Genomic DNA, 16,873 nt, shown 5'->3' on the forward strand with positions numbered 1-16,873 from the left:
AGTACGTATATTCTTGGAAGGAATGCTAAAATTTTTTATAATAAAACTCATCAGAACTAAAATAAGGAGATCAACAATGAGGACTTTGGTACTGCTTAGAGGCTGCCCTGGCACCGGGAAATCGACCTGGATCAGGGATCATCAATTGAATCAATATACGCTGTCTGCTGATCAGCTGAGGCTGATCCATCAGACACCCGTGTTAAATTTGGAAGGGAAATACGACATCTCCCAAAAAAATGACGGCAAGGTATGGAAGCTTTTGTTCAGCCTGCTTGAAGAAAGGATGGAAAGGGGAGAATTCGCCATCGTTGATGCCACACATGCGAAACAAAGCATGATTTCAGGCTATAAAGCTCTTGTTTTAAAGTATCGCTACAGAGCGTATGTGGTTGATTTTTCCGATATTCCGCTTGAGACCGCTCTGTTGAGAAACCGGGAGAGGATAGAGCATAAACGGGTGCCCGACAGCGTGGTTCACGCCATGCACGAGCGGATTTTATCTGAACCGGCGCCTTCCTGGACAACGGTCATCAAGCCGGAAGAATTTGACGATGTGATGCAGTATAAGCCGAGGCGGCTTGACAGCTATAAAAAAATACATGTCATCGGGGATGTGCACGGCTGTTTTACGGTGCTTGATTCCTATTTGAAAGGCAGACTTGAAGATGACGAGTTATATATTTTTACAGGCGATATGCTTGATAGAGGAATAGAAAACGCAAAAGTCGTTCAATTTCTGCTCAGTATCAAAGACCGCAAAAATGTGGTTTTGCTCGAAGGAAATCATGATAAATACTTAAAGCAATACGGGCATGATGAAGAGACAAGAAGCAGCGTGTTCAACAAGAAGACCAAACCGGAATTAGACGAAGCAGGCTTTGATAAAAAGGATATCAGGGAATTGGCCAGGCGCTTCCACCAAATTGTCTACTTCACGTATGGAGAAGACACTTACATCATCACGCACGGAGGCATTTCCGCGCTCCCTGACAACCTTCTGTTTACGGCTACCAGCCAGCTGATCAACGGTGTCGGCGGATATGAGACAGATATCGACCATGTCTTTACGAAAAATATGGAAGGGCGGAACATCATTCAAATCCACGGGCACAGAAACATGTTCCGGCTTCCAGTGCATGCAGCCGCAAAATCATATAACCTGGAAGGGCAGGTGGAGCACGGTGGGCATTTAAGAGTTGTCACCATCGATCGGTCGGGAATTCAAACACATGAAATTAAAAATGAGGTGTTTAAAACTTCCGCTCCTCCGCTTACTTCTCATCACGAACACGAGGAGCTGACGGTCGAACATTTTCTAAAGCATTTGGACGAACACGATTATGTGTCTGAGCAAAAATTAGCTGGCGGCATTTCCTCTTTTAACTTTACGAGGAAGGCTTTTCAGGAGAGAAAATGGGACAGCGTCAGCATGAAGGCAAGAGGGCTGTTTATCAACAGAAACACCAATGAAATTGTCAGCAGAAGCTACAACAAATTTTTCAACATCGATGAGCGCCTGATGACGAAAATGCATGTTCTCGTTAACACGCTGCGCTTTCCGGTCACCGTTTATGATAAGGCGAATGGATTTTTGGGAACGGTCGGCTACAATTCTGAAACCGATGAGCTCGTCTTCACCTCAAAATCCTATACATCGGCAAGCGGACAAAAAGACGGCCATGCAAAATGGGTGGAAGAACTGTTTCACAAAACATTTGACGCATCACAGATAGAGGATATAAAAGAATATGTAAAAAAACGCAATGTTTCATTAGTGTTTGAAGTCGTGCTGCCAGAAAAAGATCCGCACATTATCGAGTACAAATCGGACAAGCTTGTCCTTCTCGACATTGTCAAAAGGCAAATGAAATATGAAAAGTTGCCGTATGAAGACGTCGTCCGTTTTGCCGAGACATATCGCGTAGAATGTAAGCAAAAAGTCATTGCTTTTCACCAGTGGACCGATTTTTATAAATGGTACCTATCTGTGTCAAATAACCCGTCGATTGAAGAGGAAGGATATGTGATTGAAGACTCGGCAGGATTTATGACAAAATTGAAACTACCTTTCTATCAATATTGGAAGTTCGTACGCAAAATCAAACACAGATTCGGCGCGGCTGCTGCTAGCTCGTCCCAACACGATGCGCTGTTCCATTCCGAGCATGTAAAGTTTCTCGCCTGGGCAAAAACGAAAGACAGCGAGTATTTTAAAAATCAGTCCGTTATCGCCATCCGAAACGACTTTTACAGCGAAACCTAAAGCGAAGAAAACACAGTAAACGGTTTTTTGAAAATAGTTATTTAGACTCAATTTCTAAGCTTGTTTTTCATACACACCCCTAAATCAGAATGTATATTCGTAGGTTATAAGTAGTATTTCGTCTGAATATGAAACGATTTCCCTTCATTTTGCGTTATACTTAAAAACCACATATTTTCCGTCTGAATCGAATGTGTTTTATTTCATCATTCACAGGAAATAAACATAGGATAGTTCAGAACGTGTTCTGGAGGTTTTGATCATGGGGAAAATAAAATTCAAGCTCACGGTTCTGCTCGTTTTGGCTGCCGTACTGGCCGGAGGCTTTTATTATTTAAAAAACGGAAGCGTTCAGGATGTCTCAACGGCGCTCAGCCAAACCGTCTCATCTGAGGAAAAGAACTATACCATTTATCAATATAAGATCACCAAAATTGACGGCACTGAATACCACGGGGTATCAGATAACGGAACGAAGATCATTTTTAATGCGAAAAATCTCAACCAGGATCTGTCCGACATTAAAGAAGGAGACAAAGTAAAGGCCTACTTCTCTAATGCCAACAGAATCGACGGATTAATCAAAGTCGTCAAGGTGGCAGATTAAAAACCCTCTGTTTTTCAGAGGGTTTTTCTGTGCAAGCAGTTTTCATTGCAATTTTAATATACGGCCGCTATAATTACGCATAAGGACAAGTAAATATCGATTGTATCCTTCGGGGCTGGGTGAAAATCCCGACCGGCGGTAATAAAGCGAGAGACAGCTTTAGAGCCCGTGACCCGCTGTGCTTCGTGCAAAGCGGTGGATTCAGTGAAAAGCTGAAGCCGACAGTGAAAGTCTGGATGGGAGAAGGATGAAGAGACTATGTAAAAATAATGAATAAGCATAGTTTTATTTCTCATGCACAAAAACAAACCCCCGGATCGACATCCGGGGTTATTTTTTTGGAAGAAGGGAGGGAAATTCATGACAGATGCGCATTATATGAATCTTGCATTGGAGCTTGCGAAGCAGGGCGAAGGTCAGACCGGGGCCAATCCGCATGTCGGAGCCGTTGTCGTCAAAGACGGCGAAGTGGTCGGAATGGGAGCCCATTTAAAATACGGCGAAGCGCATGCAGAAGTGCATGCCATTCAAATGGCAGGCCGCCATGCGGAAGGAGCCGACATTTATGTGACGCTTGAACCGTGTAGCCATTACGGTAAAACGCCTCCTTGCGCGGAATTGATTATTCGTTCCGGTTTGAAGCGGGTGGTCGTGGCAGCGGAAGATCCAAATCCACTCGTTTCCGGAAGAGGAATCGAGATGCTGAGAAGCGCCGGGATCGAGGTGGAAACAGGCGTTCTCAAAGAACAGGCGGAAGAGCTGAACGAAAAGTTCATGCATTATATGCAGACTGGCCTTCCGTATGTGACATTAAAAGCCGCTGCCAGCCTTGACGGCAAAACCGCTACCACAACAGGCGACAGCAAGTGGATTACTTCTGAAGAAGCGCGAATGGACGCTCACCAATACCGAAAAAATCACCAGAGTATTTTAGTCGGATCGGGCACAATAAAAGCAGACGACCCGAGTTTAACATGCCGTCTCCCTGGTGCGGTGAATCAGCCCGTGCGTGTTGTTCTGGATACGACGCTGTCAATCCCGCTTCAGTCAAAAGTGATTCAGGATAAAGAAGCGCCAACTTGGATTTACACGACGTCCAAGGCAGATCCCGAAAAGGTTCGGAACCTGGAAAAAGAAGGCGTACAGGTAACCGTGCTGGATGCGGATGAACTTCCGGTGCGCGACGTGCTTCTGCACCTTGCAGATCGCGGCATCGCTTCAGTCTTTGTCGAAGGAGGCGCAACGGTCCACGCAAGCTTCGTCAAAGAAGGACTCTATCAGCAAATGATCTTCTATCTTGCCCCTAAATTAATCGGAGGGCTGCAATCTCCCAGCATCCTCTCCGGTGAAGGCTTTCAATCGATGAAAGATGTCCCCTTACTGCATTTCACAACCATTACCAAGATCGGCCAGGATATAAAGCTGGCGGCAAAACCGATAAAAGAATAAGGCGGTGGCATATGTTTACAGGCATCATTGAAGAAGTCGGAACGATTTTGGACATGAAAAAGGCGGGAAGCGCCATGTCTTTAGTCATTCAATCCAACAAAGTGATCGAAGATGTCAAGCTCGGCGACAGCATTGCTGTCAACGGAGTCTGCCTGACCGTAAATGAGTTCGGTTCCGGCAGTTTCACGGCGGATGTCATGCTTGAAACGCTGAAAGCAACATCACTCGGCACATTAAAAAAAGGAAGCCGCGTCAATCTTGAAAGGGCGATGGCGGCAAACGGCCGCTTCGGCGGGCATATGGTGTCAGGGCATGTCGACGGCACTGCATCGATCGTGCGCATAGAAAAAGCGGCTAACGCCGTATACTATGATTTAAAACTTGACCCTTCACTGGCCAAAATGCTTGTGTTAAAAGGTTCGATCGCCGTAGACGGCGTCAGCCTCACCATTTTTGGACTGACGGAGGATCAAGTAACAGTCTCGCTTATCCCGCACACATTGGATGAAACGATTTTTCCGGAAAAAAAGGCCGGAAGCATCGTCAACATTGAGTGCGATATGATCGGCAAATACATTTACCGCTTTCTCCACCAAGGAAAACAAGAAAAACAGACAAAACCATTGACTGAATCATTTTTTAAAGACAACGGGTTTTAAATGAAAGGAGGCTGCGTGCCTGATGTTTCACACAATTGAAGAAGCGATACGCGATTTGAAGCAAGGGAAAGTCATCATCGTGGTCGATGACGAGGATAGGGAAAACGAAGGCGATTTCGTTGCGCTCGCAGAATACGCAACACCTGAAGTGATCAACTTTATGGCTTCGCACGGAAGGGGGTTGATCTGCACGCCGCTCAATGAAGAGATCGCTTCACGGCTTGACCTCCATCCGATGGTAGACGAAAATACCGATTCTCATCACACGGCATTTACAGTCAGTGTGGATCACCGCGATACAAAGACGGGGATCAGCGCTCAGGAGCGGTCGTTGACCGTCATGTCGCTGATCGATGATCACGCGCTTCCGGGCGATTTTAAAAGACCGGGGCACATTTTCCCCCTGATTGCGAAACAAGGCGGCGTTTTAAAAAGAGCCGGACATACGGAGGCGGCCGTTGACCTTGCAGAAGCGTGCGGTTCCGCGCCGGCCGGCGTCATCTGCGAAATCATGAATGAAGACGGCACGATGGCAAGGGTGCCTGAACTCAAAAAAATAGCCGATCAGCACGGCTTGAAAATGATTACGATTAAAGATTTGATCGAATACCGCTACAGCAAGGGAACGCTGATCAACCGAGAAGTGAAGATTACGCTGCCTTCCGAATTCGGTACATTCAAGGTTTACGGCTATACAAACGAAATCGATGACAAAGAACATATAGCCCTCGTCAAAGGCGACATACCTTTCGGGGACGAGCCTGTGCTTGTCCGCGTACACTCGGAATGCCTGACGGGCGATGTTTTCGGCTCTTACCGCTGCGACTGCGGCCCGCAGCTTGCCGCTGCGCTCGCGCAAATCGAACAAGCGGGCCGGGGCGTGCTCCTGTATTTGAGACAGGAAGGAAGAGGAATCGGCTTAATCAATAAACTGAAAGCTTACAAGCTGCAGGAAGAAGGATATGACACCGTGCAGGCTAACGAAAAACTCGGCTTTCTCCCAGATCTTCGCAACTACGGGATCGGCGCCCAAATTTTAAGAGACCTCGGCGTGAAGCAAATGAAGCTGTTAACGAACAACCCGCGAAAAATTGCCGGTCTCGAAGGCTACGGGTTGACGATCGCAGACAGGGTGCCGCTGCAGATGGAGACAAAAAAAGATAATGAAAAGTATCTAAAAACGAAAAAATCAAAATTGGGGCATATGCTTCATTTTTAAACTAAAATCAATCACAAAAAAGGACGGGATTCATATGAATAAAATAGAAGGTCATGTAATTGGAACAGATTTGAAAATTGGGATCGTTGTGGCAAGATTCAACGATTTTATTACAAGCAAACTTCTAAGCGGTGCAGAAGATACGCTGCTGAGACATGGGGTCAAAGCTGATGATATTGATGTCGCCTGGGTTCCCGGGGCATTCGAGATTCCGCTGATCGCCAAAAAAATGGCTGAAACGAAAAAATACGACGCCGTGATTACACTGGGCACAGTCATCAGAGGGGCAACAAGCCACTATGACTATGTCTGCAATGAAGCGGCAAAGGGGATTGCAGCGAGCAGCATGTCAACAGGTGTTCCGGTGATCTTCGGTGTATTGACGACAGACACGATCGAGCAGGCGGTAGAACGCGCCGGAACAAAAGCAGGAAATAAAGGTGCAGAAGCTGCCGCGGCAGCGATTGAAATGGCGAACCTGACCCGGTCGCTTCAATAATTACCGAAAAAGAGTTTAAAAAGGTTATAAAAATGTTTATAATGTGATGTGAAGCGACTAGCCTTCGTTAGATCCACATTTTGATATATTGAGGGGTATTTATGTTAATTCGTTATAAAAAGTCATTCGAAAAGATTGCGATGGGGCTCCTTTCGTTTATGCCGAATGAGAAGGACGTCAAGCAGCTTCAGCAGACAATTAAAGACTATGAAACGGACACTGAAAGGCAACTGTTCCTATGGAAAGAAGGCGAGGATATTGTCGGCTGTGTAGGAGTAGAGAAAAGAGAAGAAGAAGTCGAGATCAAGCATATCAGTGTAAACCCGTCTCACCGTCATCAGGGAATCGGTAAAAAAATGGTGTCGGCCATTTCGCAAATGTTTGCACCTAAACCGCTGGTTCCGAATGAATTAACTAAAGGATTCTTTGAGCGCTGTCAGGATCACGAAAATGAAGACATCACATATAACCAATGAGCAGAGGCTTCTAGCCTCTGCTCTTTTTTCGCCGTTCGATTTGTTTTTCCCTCTCGGCAACCACTTCAGTCCGGTCTCTCAGCCGGTGTTTCTCAATGATAAAGGCGTCTGGTGCAGCGTTTGCTCCCCATTCATATGACCTTTTTTCGCATTGTTTCCGGCATGCATTAATCAATGCTTCATCTGCGATCGGAAGCATGATGCTTTCATAAGGAGAATGGGCTTCGATTTTTTGGTAAGTCTGCCTTAACAGTTCGATGAAGCGGCTGTAATCCAATCCGAGTGATTCGACTGCGTCTTTTTCGGACGCCAGGATGCGGATGCTGTTCGCCATTAATCTCTCTGCACCGGCAAAATTGTTTCTCCGCTGATGGTAGAGCGCGACAGCCAGCTGAATCAACCCGACCCAGTATAATTTCCGTTCGCCGGGAGGGTCCTTTTTCCAATGGTCTTCTAGAATTTCGTGGCACTCAAAATAATCCCTTGCCCCATGAAATTCGGCCAGGTAATCGATATAAGCTTGGGGATACATCTGACATCCTCCTTTAAGTTTCCGTTAAAGTGTATCATAAGAACGGAACGGAGGAAAAACGGCTGATATATCCAAGCAGTGAAAAAAGCGCCCGGCAACGGACGCTTCTCATCTTTTATGTTAATAGATCCATGCCGCTCCTACAATAATCAACAAAATAAACAGAACGACAATCAAAGCAAATCCTCCGCCGTAGCCGAAGCCTTTACCTCCCATGTTGTTCCCTCCTCAGATTTAAGATTTTACACAGTATTCTATGCAGGATACGCTCAAACCGTATAGGCGGATGCCAAAGCTTCTTAAATTATATTGGACTTCATGCAGACGCGTAATTTATACTAAAGGGTAGCCAGTTTTAGCCGGCTTAGAAGCGATTTTGAAAATGGTGAGAAATGACATGGAATATCAGGTGAAAATCGAGGCGTTTGAAGGACCCCTGGATCTGCTGCTGCACTTAATCAACCGCCTTGAAATAGACATTTATGACATACCTGTTGCGAAGATAACCGAGCAGTATTTATTATATGTGCACACGATGCGCGAACTTGAGCTCGACGTGGCCAGCGAGTATTTGGTGATGGCTGCGACCCTTCTCAGCATCAAAAGCCGAATGCTCCTTCCAAAGCAGGAAGAAGAGCTGTTTGACGAAGAGTTTCTCGAGGAGGAAGAGGACCCGAGAGAAGAATTGATTGAAAAATTAATAGAGTACAGAAAGTACAAAAGTGCTGCACAAAATTTAAAGGAGCGCGAGGAAGAGCGGCAAAAAGCATTCGCAAAGCCGCCGAGCGACTTAAGCGACTACGCCAAGGAAATCAAACTCAGCGAGCAAAAGCTGTCCGTCACCGTTTACGACATGCTCGGGGCGTTTCAAAAGGTGCTGAACCGTAAAAAAATCAACCGGCCGTCTGAAACAAGAATTTCAAGACAGGAAATACCGATAGAAGAACGAATGACGCAAATCGTCGACTGTTTGAAAACGTCCCGCAAAAGGATGCATTTTATGGAACTGTTCCCGTACGAGCAGAAAGAGCATCTCGTTGTGACGTTTTTGGCGATTTTGGAGCTGATGAAAAACCAGCTGATCATCATTGAACAGGAACACAACTTTTCAGACATTTACATAACAGGGAGTGAAGCGATTCATGACGCTTGATATCGTGAATTGGAAAGCCATTGTCGAAGCGCTTTTGTATGCCGCCGGCGACGAGGGCCTGACAAAAAAACAGCTATTATCGGTCTTAGAGGTCGATGAAGCCGAGCTACAGGATATTATGCTTGATGTCAAAGAAACCTATGAAAAAGAAGACAGGGGCATCGAGCTTGTCGAGTACGCGGATACGTACATGCTTTCGACTAAAAAAGAATTCGCCGTCTATTTGAAAAAGCTGATTGAAGCCCCTTCAAAAGGGCTTTCTCAGGCTGCCCTCGAGGTATTGGCCATCGTCTCATATAAGCAGCCGATTACGAGAGCGGAAGTCGAGGAGATCAGAGGGGTCAAATCTGAACGGATTCTCCAGAGCCTTGTCGCAAAAGCGCTGTTGTGCGAAGTAGGCCGGGCGGACGGACCGGGCAGGGCGATCTTGTACGGTACAACAGAAACATTTCTTGAACAATTCGGCTTAAAGACGCTAGAAGAGCTTCCGCCGCTGCCCGAAAATGTAGAAGAAGACGGGGTTCAGGAGGAAGCCGATCTGTTCTTTGAGAACTTTAACCAGACGTTCGAAGATTTAAAATAGATTCACCTTAAGGACCGAAGTATGATAATATATATTATCGTATTTTTTATGTTTAATTTCATTCATGAAAGAATACGATTGTAACAAAGCGATGAGGAGAGGGTGCCGACACCAATGGGAAAATCTATGGCAAGAGCCCAAACCGAGCAGGCAGGCGAATTTTTAGCACAGACCGTTCAGACGCTGAGCGATTATTTAAACGAAACAACGCTCTCATCCCTTGAAGCTGAAGAGCCCGGGAGAAGAGATTATTATCGCGATGTCCTCAGCAACTTGAGGAAACTGGCGGTTTACTGTGAAGAAGGGCTTGCGGCCTGCCGAATCAGGCTGCAGCAGGATCCTTTTCAGGACGCTGCCGCTGAAAGGACGCTCTATCAGATCTATCATCGATGCATAGAAGAATTTTTCACACCGAAAAAAGATACTTGGTACGAAGACAGCAGAGCGGCCTACACGGGAAAAAACGCCATTTGCTTTCACGAACCAGCGCCGGCCTCATTAAAAAATTTGATGGCTTCGCTTGAAACAGAATATCAATCGATGAGAGAAGAATTGGAATACTATGCGACTGACTATCGGATGAAGATGGTTCAGCCGAGATCATAGCTTAAATGAACCGTGTGCCGGAACTCCCCCTTTCATGAAAGGGGGAGTTTTTATGTTGCTTGAGATTTTTCTCGGGGAATCATCCAATTGGTGTTCATAACGGAAAGACAAGCGCATAAACTTGTACAAACAACCACAAGGACGTGAGAAAAAATGCGCTTTTTTCTAAAACAAGCTGCAGCAGCCATCATCATATGCTCTCTTTTATGCTCTTCATACCAAACCGCTGAAGCACAGCCTTCCCTTCATGTCAGCGCAAGAAGCGCGATTGTCATGGACGGGCAATCCGGACGGGTTTTGTTTGCGAAGGATGAGCATGAAAAACGGCGCATTGCAAGCATTACGAAGATTATGACAGCCATTTTGGCCGTGGAATCGGGCAAATTGGATGAGACGGTCACGGTCAGCGACAGAGCGGTCAGGACGGAGGGATCATCGATCTATTTGACAAGCGGACAAAAGGTGAAGCTGAAGGACCTTGTTTACGGTTTGATGCTGAGATCGGGAAATGACGCAGCCGTTGCGATTGCCGAGCATGTGGGCGGAAGCCTGGAAGGCTTTGTCTACATGATGAATCAAAAAGCGGCCGACCTCGGCATGGAAAACACCCTGTTCCGCAATCCGCACGGACTCGATGACCACCCTGATCACTATTCCTCGGCCTATGATATGGCGCTTTTGACGAAATATGCGATGAACAATGAAACATACCGAAAAATCGCCGGAACGAAGCACTATAAGGCAGAAACGATGCAAGGCATCTGGAGAAATAAAAACAAGCTTTTAACAGGGCTTTACAAATACAGTACAGGCGGGAAGACGGGATATACAAAGCTGGCAAAGCGTACACTCGTCTCCACTTCATCGAAAGACGGAACCGATTTGATCGCCGTCACAATCAATGCCTCTGACGACTGGAATGATCATATGAACATGTTCAACTATGTATACGGCCACTACAAAACATATATCATCGCAAAAAAAGGCGAGATTCCAAAATTAAAAGACTCTTTTTACGGAAATAAAGCTTTTATTAAACGGGATGTCATATATCTGTTAAACGAAGATGAAAAAGAAGACGTGAAGGTTGACATCGAGCTTCTTGAACCGAAAAAATCATGGCGTAAAAACAAAAAAGAAATCCCGGACATCATCGGGGAAATGAACGTCATATTCAACGAAAAAACGATTGCAAGCGTCCCGATTTATTATGAAAACGAACGCAACAAAAAGCCGAAAAAATCGTTTTTTGAGACCTTTCAATCCGTATTCCAAAGAGCGGCAGGCGGTTCATCATGGTCAATATAATCTGGGTCGGCTTAACGGTGATCGGTCTGGTGTTTGCGCTTTTCAACGGAACGGTTCAGGAAGTCAATGAAGCCGTATTTAAAGGATCGAAGGAAGCCGTCACGATTGCGATCGGACTGATGAGCGTCCTTGTTTTTTGGCTAGGGCTGATGAAAATCGCTGAACAATCCGGGCTGCTCGAAAAATTCAGCAGGTTGTGCCGTCCGTTCATTTCAAAGCTGTTTCCCGAGATCCCTCCGGATCATCCGGCGATGGGGTATATTTTATCCAATTTAATGGCCAACTTTTTCGGATTGGGCAATGCGGCGACACCGCTCGGCATTAAAGCGATGGAACAGATGAAGGTGCTCAACCGGAACCGCAGGGAAGCGAGCCGCTCAATGATCACCTTTCTGGCGGTCAATACGTCAAGCATTACCTTGATTCCGACGACCGTCATCGCGGTCAGGATGACATATGATGCAAAGGCGCCGACAGACATCGTCGGTCCGACCATTTTGGCGACTTTAATATCGGGGATCTTTGCGATCTTCATCGACCGATACTTTTATTATAGAAGAAAAAAGAAGGGGTGAGCATTTGGAATTCATCAATTGGCTTTCTCTGGCCCTTATCCCGTTTATCATCGCCACGATTCTGCTATACGGTACATTCAAAAAGGTTCCGACTTATGAAGCATTTGTTGAGGGAGGGAAGGAAGGAATCCAAATTGCGTTTTCCATTATCCCTTATTTGGTCGGTATGCTTGTCGCGATCACCGTTTTCCGTGCTTCAGGGGCGCTCGATTTTTTTATGAATCTTTTAAAGCCCGTGTTTTCCGCCGTGGGAATTCCGACGGAAGTGGTTCCGCTGGCTCTGATCCGGCCGATTTCAGGAACGGCAGCGCTAGGCATGACGACCGATTTGATCGCTGTTTACGGGCCCGATTCATTCATTGGCCGGCTGGCCTCTGTCATGCAGGGATCGACAGACACGACCCTGTATGTTTTGACCGTCTATTTCGGAGCGGTCGGAATTAAGAAAATGGGAGATGCTTTAAAGGTGGGACTGCTTGCTGATTTAGCGGGGATTATCGCGTCTGTGATTATTGTAACATTGCTGTTTGGAAGCGCCTGATCAACAGGCGCTTTTTTGCTTTTCTACCAAAACTGTTTTACTTTTGACGTGAGAAAGGATACATTTAAGGGCGGAGTGCTTCTTTCCTATGGAAGAAGGCGCCTGCAAACTTGTTTGTTGGTCTGGAAAAAAGTAAGATAATACATGAGGTGAAAGATATGGAACGACTTCAAAAAGTAATCGCCCACGCCGGTATTGCATCGAGGCGGAAGGCGGAGGAACTTATAAAAGAAGGGAGAGTCACGGTCAACGGCAAAACCGTCAGAGAGCTCGGCGTTAAAGTGTCAAGCTCCGACCGGATCGAGGTAAACGGCGTCCAGCTTGAAAGCGAAGAACCCGTTTACTTTCTCCTGTATAAACCGAGAGGGGTTATATCAGCAGTCAAAGACGACAAAGGCCGGAAAGTTGTGACCGACTTTTTCACCGAGGTGGAGGAGCGGATTTATCCGATCGGAAGGCTTGATTATGATACGAGCGGCCTCTTATTGTTGACGAATGATGGGGACTTCGCCAATAAATTGATGCACCCGAAATACGAAATTAACAAAACGTATGTAGCAAAGCTGAAAGGCATTCCTTTAAAGGAGAATTTAAAAAAACTTGAGCGGGGCGTACGCCTTGAGGAAGGAAAGACAGCTCCGGCAAAAGTGAAGCTTTTGTCACTCGATAAGAAAAAGCAGACAAGCATCGTCCAAATCACGATCCATGAGGGGCGAAACCGCCAGGTCAGGAGAATGTTTGAAGCCATCGGACACGAGGTGCTCAAGCTGAAAAGGGAAGAGTACGCTTTTTTGAATCTGGCGGGCTTGAAAACCGGGGAAAAAAGAGAGCTCACGCCTCATGAAGTCAAAAGGCTCAGGGCATTGGCCGAACACGGTAAAGCGGCTTTCTAAATTTTCACACAACCTTCAAAAAAGGCAAATGGCAGTCAGTCTTGAGATGATATAATGAAACTGAATGTCTAAATGAGGGGGCGGATTATGAAAAAAAAGCGTTTTTACATTCGGACAGGCATCCTCCTTGTGCTGCTTGCAGCGCTTGGCTACACGCTGTACAGCGCCGTGTTTCAAAATACGGAAAGTGTGGCGGTGGGGGAAAAAGCTCCCAATTTTTCGCTGGAGGATGTTGACGGCAACCGTCTCAAACTGGACGAACTAAAAGGCAAAGGGGTATTTTTAAACTTTTGGGGAACATGGTGTGAACCATGCAAAAGAGAATTTCCTTATATGGCGAATCAATACAAGGTGTTTAAGGATCAAGGGGTCGAAATCGTCGCCGTCAATGTCGGCGAATCAAACCTTGCCGTCCGAAACTTTATGAAAGACCACGGCGTCAATTTTCCGGTTGTGCTTGATAAAGACAGGCAGGTGCTGAACGCCTACGATGTCACACCGCTGCCGACCACGTTTCTCATCAACCCTGACGGAGAGATTGTCAAGGTCGTGTCGGGCACGATGACAGAACGGATGATCCATGATTATATGAATATGATCAAACCAGAGGGATCGTCATCATGAAAGAAATCAAATGCGAATGCGGCCATGTGAATCCGGCAGGTACCGTTTTGTGTGAATCGTGCGGAAAGCCGCTTGTCAAACAGGAGGCCAAACTCCTTGACATGCGGTATGATGGAAGTGCGAGACGCTCTCAAACATATAACAAAACAATCGTAGATAAAATATGGAATTTCTTTTCGTCTGTAAAGGTCGGCGTCTGGCTGATCGTCATTACGCTGACAGCATCTGCTTTTGGAACGATTTTTCCGCAGGAAATGTTCCTGCCGCCGGGTGCGCAGGCTGATACATACTACAGCGAACAATACGGGCTTCTCGGACAAATCTATTATGCTCTCGGTTTTCACAATCTTTACGGTTCATGGTGGTTTATTATTTTGGTTGCCTCAATCGGCATTTCGCTTGTCATCTGCAGCCTTGACCGGGTCGTTCCTTTGTACAGGGCGTTGAAAAATCAAGGCGTCACGCGAAATCCGAACTTTATGGAGAGGCAGCGCCTTTTCAGCCGGACGGAAGCGGATTTGTCCGAAGACACAAGAACGCAAATCATCGGTAAACTGAAGAAAAAACGGTACCGCGTCAAGGAAGAAAACGGCAACCTGTTTGCAGAAAAAGGCCGTTTTTCAAGGTGGGGCCCTTATGTTAACCATATCGGGCTGATTATATTTCTCATCGGGGTCATGCTCAGATTTGTTCCGGGCATGTATGTCGACGAAACCCTTTGGATCAGGGAAGGGGAGACCGTGCCCATCCCGGGAACTGACGGCCATTACTACTTGAAAAACAACCGATTTACAAAAGAAATGTACGACAGTGAAAAAGAAAAAGAAGTATTTTCAGAGGCGATCACCAAAGCTGGTGACGGGACTGTCGCAAAAACATATCAAACCGATGTTGAACTGTATGAAAGAAAAAATGACAGCCTGCCGGGTGAAGCGCCTGAATTGAAGAAAGTGAAAAACGGCAAGATCAGGGTCAATGATCCCTTGAAATTCGGTTCATATGCACTCTATCAGCTGACTTACAAGGAAGGCGAGCTCGACAAAATGGTGTTTCAGCTGATTGAAAAAGACAGCGGGAAATCTTTCGGCAAAGTGGCAATCGACCTCTTGGAGCCGAAACCGGAATATGATCTTGGCAACGGTTACAAAGTTCATATTGCAAGCTACCTGCCGGACTTTTATTTTAACAAAGACGGGGAACCGAGCACGAAAACGAGGAATCCGAACAATCCGGCTTTTGTGTTCCAGATCACCGCTCCGGATAAGCCTAAAGGAGAAAAGAGTTTCGTGGCGATTCAGGAAACAATCGAAGGTTCTGACGACAATAAATACAAAATGAAGTTTGACCACGTCGAAACGAAGAATCTCTCAGGCCTCACAATTAGAAAAGATTTGACTTTGTGGGTGCTCATGGTCGGCGGCGCCATCTTTATGATCGGCGTCATCCAAGGGATGTACTGGCACCACAGAAGGATCTGGCTCAGAAAGCTGGACGGGCATGTGCTCGTCGCCGGACATACGAACAAAAACTGGTACGGGCTGAAGCAGGACTTGAAGGCCGTACTCGAGGATACGGGGATATCCGAACCGGCCGATCAAAAAGAACTGTCAAAGGAAAAAAATAAACGGCCAGCATAGGGAGGGGTTTTCATGGCAGAGTTAAGCGGCAATTTATTGTACGCGGCATTTCTTTTGTATCTCTCAGCGGTCTTCTTTTTTGGCGGCTCCATCAGGAGCAAGGCTTCAGACCGGAAGAAGAAGAACCGCTGGGCATCGATCGCAGTGTTGATCACGATCATCGGATTTGTATGCCAGTTTGGATATTTTATTGCGAGATGGATCGTTTCCGGACACGCACCGGTCAGCAATCTCTTTGAATTTACAACTGCTTTCAGCATGATGCTCGTCCTGGCGTTCATCATCATCTACTTTATTTACAAGCTGTCTGCTTTGGGACTGTTTACACTGCCCGTTGTTCTGCTTTTAATCGCATATGCCAGCATGTTTCCGACCGATATCACACCGCTGATTCCGTCGCTTCAAAGCAACTGGCTTTATATTCATGTCACGACTGCAGCTCTCGGGCAGGCGATTCTCGCCATCAGCTTTGTCGCCGGCGTGATCTTTCTGCTCAAGCATGTGGATCAGTCAAAGCCGGGCAAAAAAACATTCTGGCTCGAATTTGTCATGTTTATGCTTGTGACAACGCTCGCGTTTATCCTTGTGACGACCTCATTCCGCATCGGGGGCTATGAGGCACAGTTTAAGTGGATTGATAAAGACAACCAGGAAGACGTCATGATTTACGAGCTTCCCGCTCTTATCGGCCCGAACAAGGGCGAACTTTTAACGGAGGAGAGGATGGAGCCGCTTGTCAATGTGCCGCCTATTTTTTCAGGCCGAAAGCTGAATACCGTTCTCTGGTCGTTTGGAACCGGAGCCTTGCTTTACGGTGTCATCAGGCTGATCATCAGAAAACGCATCAGTCAGCTTCTTCAGCCGCTCGTGAAAAATGTGAACCTTGACCTTGTCGATGAAATCGGCTATCGCTCCGTTTCGATCGGCTTTCCGGTTTTTACGCTTGGCGCGCTTATTTTCGCGATGATATGGGCACAGCTGGCATGGAGCAGATTCTGGGGCTGGGATCCGAAAGAAGTCTGGGCGCTGATTACATTTTTGTTTTATGCAGCTTATCTACATCTCAGGCTTTCAAGAGGCTGGCACGGCGAAAAATCGGCGTGGCTCGCTGTCATCGGTTTTGCCATTATTATGTTTAATCTTATTTTTGTAAACCTTGTCATCGCCGGACTTCATTCTTATGCATGATCCGTGTGGTGCAGGAAGGTCCGGGCTTTTCACCGGGCCTTCCGCAGCTTTTTGTTTT

At 46.4% G+C, this 16,873-nt stretch carries 19 protein-coding genes and 1 riboswitch; of the genes, 17 read left to right on the forward strand and 2 right to left on the reverse strand.

Annotated features, from left to right (window positions below; translation table 11 throughout):
• Positions 1-76 precede the first annotated feature (76 nt).
• The 7 genes from H2R00_RS03085 to H2R00_RS03115 all read left to right on the forward strand — a co-directional run bounded on the left by H2R00_RS03085 (position 77) and on the right by H2R00_RS03115 (position 7,175).
• Positions 77-2,266 carry an RNA ligase gene (locus H2R00_RS03085; RefSeq protein WP_182070441.1) on the forward strand — a complete coding sequence of 730 codons (2,190 nt, stop codon included), beginning with the start codon at positions 77-79 and terminating at the stop codon, positions 2,264-2,266.
• 262 nt (positions 2,267-2,528) lie between these two features.
• Positions 2,529-2,873: a hypothetical protein gene (locus H2R00_RS03090; protein ID WP_043928407.1), complete on the forward strand. Its 345-nt coding sequence runs from the start codon at positions 2,529-2,531 to the stop codon at positions 2,871-2,873.
• Positions 2,874-2,974: 101 nt separating this feature from the next.
• Positions 2,975-3,125, forward strand: a riboswitch (FMN riboswitch).
• 108 nt (positions 3,126-3,233) lie between these two features.
• Positions 3,234-4,322 (forward strand): bifunctional diaminohydroxyphosphoribosylaminopyrimidine deaminase/5-amino-6-(5-phosphoribosylamino)uracil reductase RibD, encoded by a 1,089-nt coding sequence (gene ribD / locus H2R00_RS03095; protein WP_182070442.1) that lies wholly within the window; start codon positions 3,234-3,236, stop codon positions 4,320-4,322.
• 11 nt (positions 4,323-4,333) lie between these two features.
• Positions 4,334-4,981, forward strand: coding sequence for a riboflavin synthase (gene ribE, locus H2R00_RS03100; protein ID WP_154994274.1), 648 nt, complete (start codon positions 4,334-4,336; stop codon positions 4,979-4,981).
• 22 nt (positions 4,982-5,003) lie between these two features.
• A complete protein-coding gene (locus H2R00_RS03105; protein ID WP_182070443.1) occupies positions 5,004-6,200 on the forward strand; it encodes a bifunctional 3,4-dihydroxy-2-butanone-4-phosphate synthase/GTP cyclohydrolase II in 1,197 nt (398 codons plus the stop codon).
• A gap of 34 nt (positions 6,201-6,234) precedes the next feature.
• The gene (gene ribH, locus H2R00_RS03110; protein ID WP_154994278.1) at positions 6,235-6,699 is read left to right on the forward strand and encodes a 6,7-dimethyl-8-ribityllumazine synthase; all 465 of its coding nucleotides are present in this window, start codon (positions 6,235-6,237) and stop codon (positions 6,697-6,699) included.
• Positions 6,700-6,800: 101 nt separating this feature from the next.
• Positions 6,801-7,175 (forward strand): GNAT family N-acetyltransferase, encoded by a 375-nt coding sequence (locus H2R00_RS03115; protein ID WP_020452011.1) that lies wholly within the window; start codon positions 6,801-6,803, stop codon positions 7,173-7,175.
• Positions 7,176-7,185: 10 nt separating this feature from the next.
• Here H2R00_RS03115 and H2R00_RS03120 read toward each other — a convergent pair whose 3' ends face one another.
• Together H2R00_RS03120 and H2R00_RS03125 are read right to left on the reverse strand one after the other, a co-directional pair.
• Positions 7,186-7,707, reverse strand: a complete 522-nt coding sequence (locus tag H2R00_RS03120) for a DUF309 domain-containing protein (RefSeq protein WP_182070444.1) — start codon at positions 7,705-7,707, stop codon at positions 7,186-7,188.
• A 120-nt stretch (positions 7,708-7,827) separates the two neighbouring features.
• On the reverse strand, positions 7,828-7,923 hold the full coding sequence (locus H2R00_RS03125) for a YjcZ family sporulation protein (RefSeq protein ID WP_003183108.1): 96 nt from the start codon (positions 7,921-7,923) through the stop codon (positions 7,828-7,830).
• A 181-nt stretch (positions 7,924-8,104) separates the two neighbouring features.
• Between H2R00_RS03125 and H2R00_RS03130 the strand changes: the two genes are divergently transcribed.
• From H2R00_RS03130 to ccsB, 10 genes are all read left to right on the forward strand, one after another.
• A complete protein-coding gene (locus H2R00_RS03130) occupies positions 8,105-8,860 on the forward strand; it encodes a segregation/condensation protein A (RefSeq protein WP_154994282.1) in 756 nt (251 codons plus the stop codon).
• Complete coding sequence (gene scpB / locus H2R00_RS03135; protein ID WP_182070445.1) at positions 8,850-9,443, forward strand: SMC-Scp complex subunit ScpB; 594 nt, start codon at positions 8,850-8,852, stop codon at positions 9,441-9,443. Before H2R00_RS03130 ends, scpB begins: the two co-directional genes overlap by 11 nt.
• Positions 9,444-9,557: 114 nt before the next feature.
• A complete protein-coding gene (locus H2R00_RS03140) occupies positions 9,558-10,049 on the forward strand; it encodes a YpuI family protein (protein ID WP_154994286.1) in 492 nt (163 codons plus the stop codon).
• A gap of 153 nt (positions 10,050-10,202) precedes the next feature.
• A complete protein-coding gene (locus H2R00_RS03145) occupies positions 10,203-11,357 on the forward strand; it encodes a D-alanyl-D-alanine carboxypeptidase family protein (RefSeq protein WP_182070446.1) in 1,155 nt (384 codons plus the stop codon).
• The gene (locus H2R00_RS03150) at positions 11,345-11,932 is read left to right on the forward strand and encodes a nucleoside recognition domain-containing protein (RefSeq protein WP_154994290.1); all 588 of its coding nucleotides are present in this window, start codon (positions 11,345-11,347) and stop codon (positions 11,930-11,932) included. The genes H2R00_RS03145 and H2R00_RS03150 overlap by 13 nt, the downstream gene beginning before the upstream one ends.
• A gap of 4 nt (positions 11,933-11,936) precedes the next feature.
• Positions 11,937-12,473: a spore maturation protein gene (locus H2R00_RS03155; RefSeq protein ID WP_023857485.1), complete on the forward strand. Its 537-nt coding sequence runs from the start codon at positions 11,937-11,939 to the stop codon at positions 12,471-12,473.
• A 158-nt stretch (positions 12,474-12,631) separates the two neighbouring features.
• Positions 12,632-13,366: a 23S rRNA pseudouridine(2605) synthase RluB gene (gene rluB / locus H2R00_RS03160; RefSeq protein ID WP_043054363.1), complete on the forward strand. Its 735-nt coding sequence runs from the start codon at positions 12,632-12,634 to the stop codon at positions 13,364-13,366.
• 87 nt (positions 13,367-13,453) lie between these two features.
• Positions 13,454-13,990, forward strand: coding sequence for a thiol-disulfide oxidoreductase ResA (resA, locus tag H2R00_RS03165; protein ID WP_411802098.1), 537 nt, complete (start codon positions 13,454-13,456; stop codon positions 13,988-13,990).
• Positions 13,987-15,627, forward strand: a complete 1,641-nt coding sequence (gene resB, locus H2R00_RS03170) for a cytochrome c biogenesis protein ResB (protein WP_182070447.1) — start codon at positions 13,987-13,989, stop codon at positions 15,625-15,627. Before resA ends, resB begins: the two co-directional genes overlap by 4 nt.
• A gap of 12 nt (positions 15,628-15,639) precedes the next feature.
• A complete protein-coding gene (gene ccsB / locus H2R00_RS03175; RefSeq protein ID WP_154994294.1) occupies positions 15,640-16,815 on the forward strand; it encodes a c-type cytochrome biogenesis protein CcsB in 1,176 nt (391 codons plus the stop codon).
• Positions 16,816-16,873 lie beyond the last annotated feature (58 nt).

Origin of the sequence: Bacillus haynesii, from assembly GCF_014042035.1 — a bacterium.
Lineage (GTDB): Bacteria > Bacillota > Bacilli > Bacillales > Bacillaceae > Bacillus > Bacillus haynesii.

Excerpts from the sequence above, each read along its gene's own strand:
- H2R00_RS03085 (WP_182070441.1), top strand. The coding sequence starts at position 77 with ATGAGGACTTTGGTACTGCTTAGAGGCTGCCCTGGCACCGGGAAATCG.
- H2R00_RS03090 (WP_043928407.1), top strand. The coding sequence starts at position 2,529 with ATGGGGAAAATAAAATTCAAGCTCACGGTTCTGCTCGTTTTGGCTGCC.
- ribD (WP_182070442.1), top strand. The coding sequence starts at position 3,234 with ATGACAGATGCGCATTATATGAATCTTGCATTGGAGCTTGCGAAGCAG.
- ribE (WP_154994274.1), top strand. The coding sequence starts at position 4,334 with ATGTTTACAGGCATCATTGAAGAAGTCGGAACGATTTTGGACATGAAA.
- H2R00_RS03105 (WP_182070443.1), top strand. The coding sequence starts at position 5,004 with ATGTTTCACACAATTGAAGAAGCGATACGCGATTTGAAGCAAGGGAAA.
- ribH (WP_154994278.1), top strand. The coding sequence starts at position 6,235 with ATGAATAAAATAGAAGGTCATGTAATTGGAACAGATTTGAAAATTGGG.
- H2R00_RS03115 (WP_020452011.1), top strand. The coding sequence starts at position 6,801 with ATGTTAATTCGTTATAAAAAGTCATTCGAAAAGATTGCGATGGGGCTC.
- H2R00_RS03120 (WP_182070444.1), bottom strand. The coding sequence starts at position 7,707 with ATGTATCCCCAAGCTTATATCGATTACCTGGCCGAATTTCATGGGGCA.
- H2R00_RS03125 (WP_003183108.1), bottom strand. The coding sequence starts at position 7,923 with ATGGGAGGTAAAGGCTTCGGCTACGGCGGAGGATTTGCTTTGATTGTC.
- H2R00_RS03130 (WP_154994282.1), top strand. The coding sequence starts at position 8,105 with ATGGAATATCAGGTGAAAATCGAGGCGTTTGAAGGACCCCTGGATCTG.
- scpB (WP_182070445.1), top strand. The coding sequence starts at position 8,850 with ATGACGCTTGATATCGTGAATTGGAAAGCCATTGTCGAAGCGCTTTTG.
- H2R00_RS03140 (WP_154994286.1), top strand. The coding sequence starts at position 9,558 with ATGGGAAAATCTATGGCAAGAGCCCAAACCGAGCAGGCAGGCGAATTT.
- H2R00_RS03145 (WP_182070446.1), top strand. The coding sequence starts at position 10,203 with ATGCGCTTTTTTCTAAAACAAGCTGCAGCAGCCATCATCATATGCTCT.
- H2R00_RS03150 (WP_154994290.1), top strand. The coding sequence starts at position 11,345 with ATGGTCAATATAATCTGGGTCGGCTTAACGGTGATCGGTCTGGTGTTT.
- rluB (WP_043054363.1), top strand. The coding sequence starts at position 12,632 with ATGGAACGACTTCAAAAAGTAATCGCCCACGCCGGTATTGCATCGAGG.
- resA (WP_411802098.1), top strand. The coding sequence starts at position 13,454 with ATGAAAAAAAAGCGTTTTTACATTCGGACAGGCATCCTCCTTGTGCTG.
- resB (WP_182070447.1), top strand. The coding sequence starts at position 13,987 with ATGAAAGAAATCAAATGCGAATGCGGCCATGTGAATCCGGCAGGTACC.
- ccsB (WP_154994294.1), top strand. The coding sequence starts at position 15,640 with ATGGCAGAGTTAAGCGGCAATTTATTGTACGCGGCATTTCTTTTGTAT.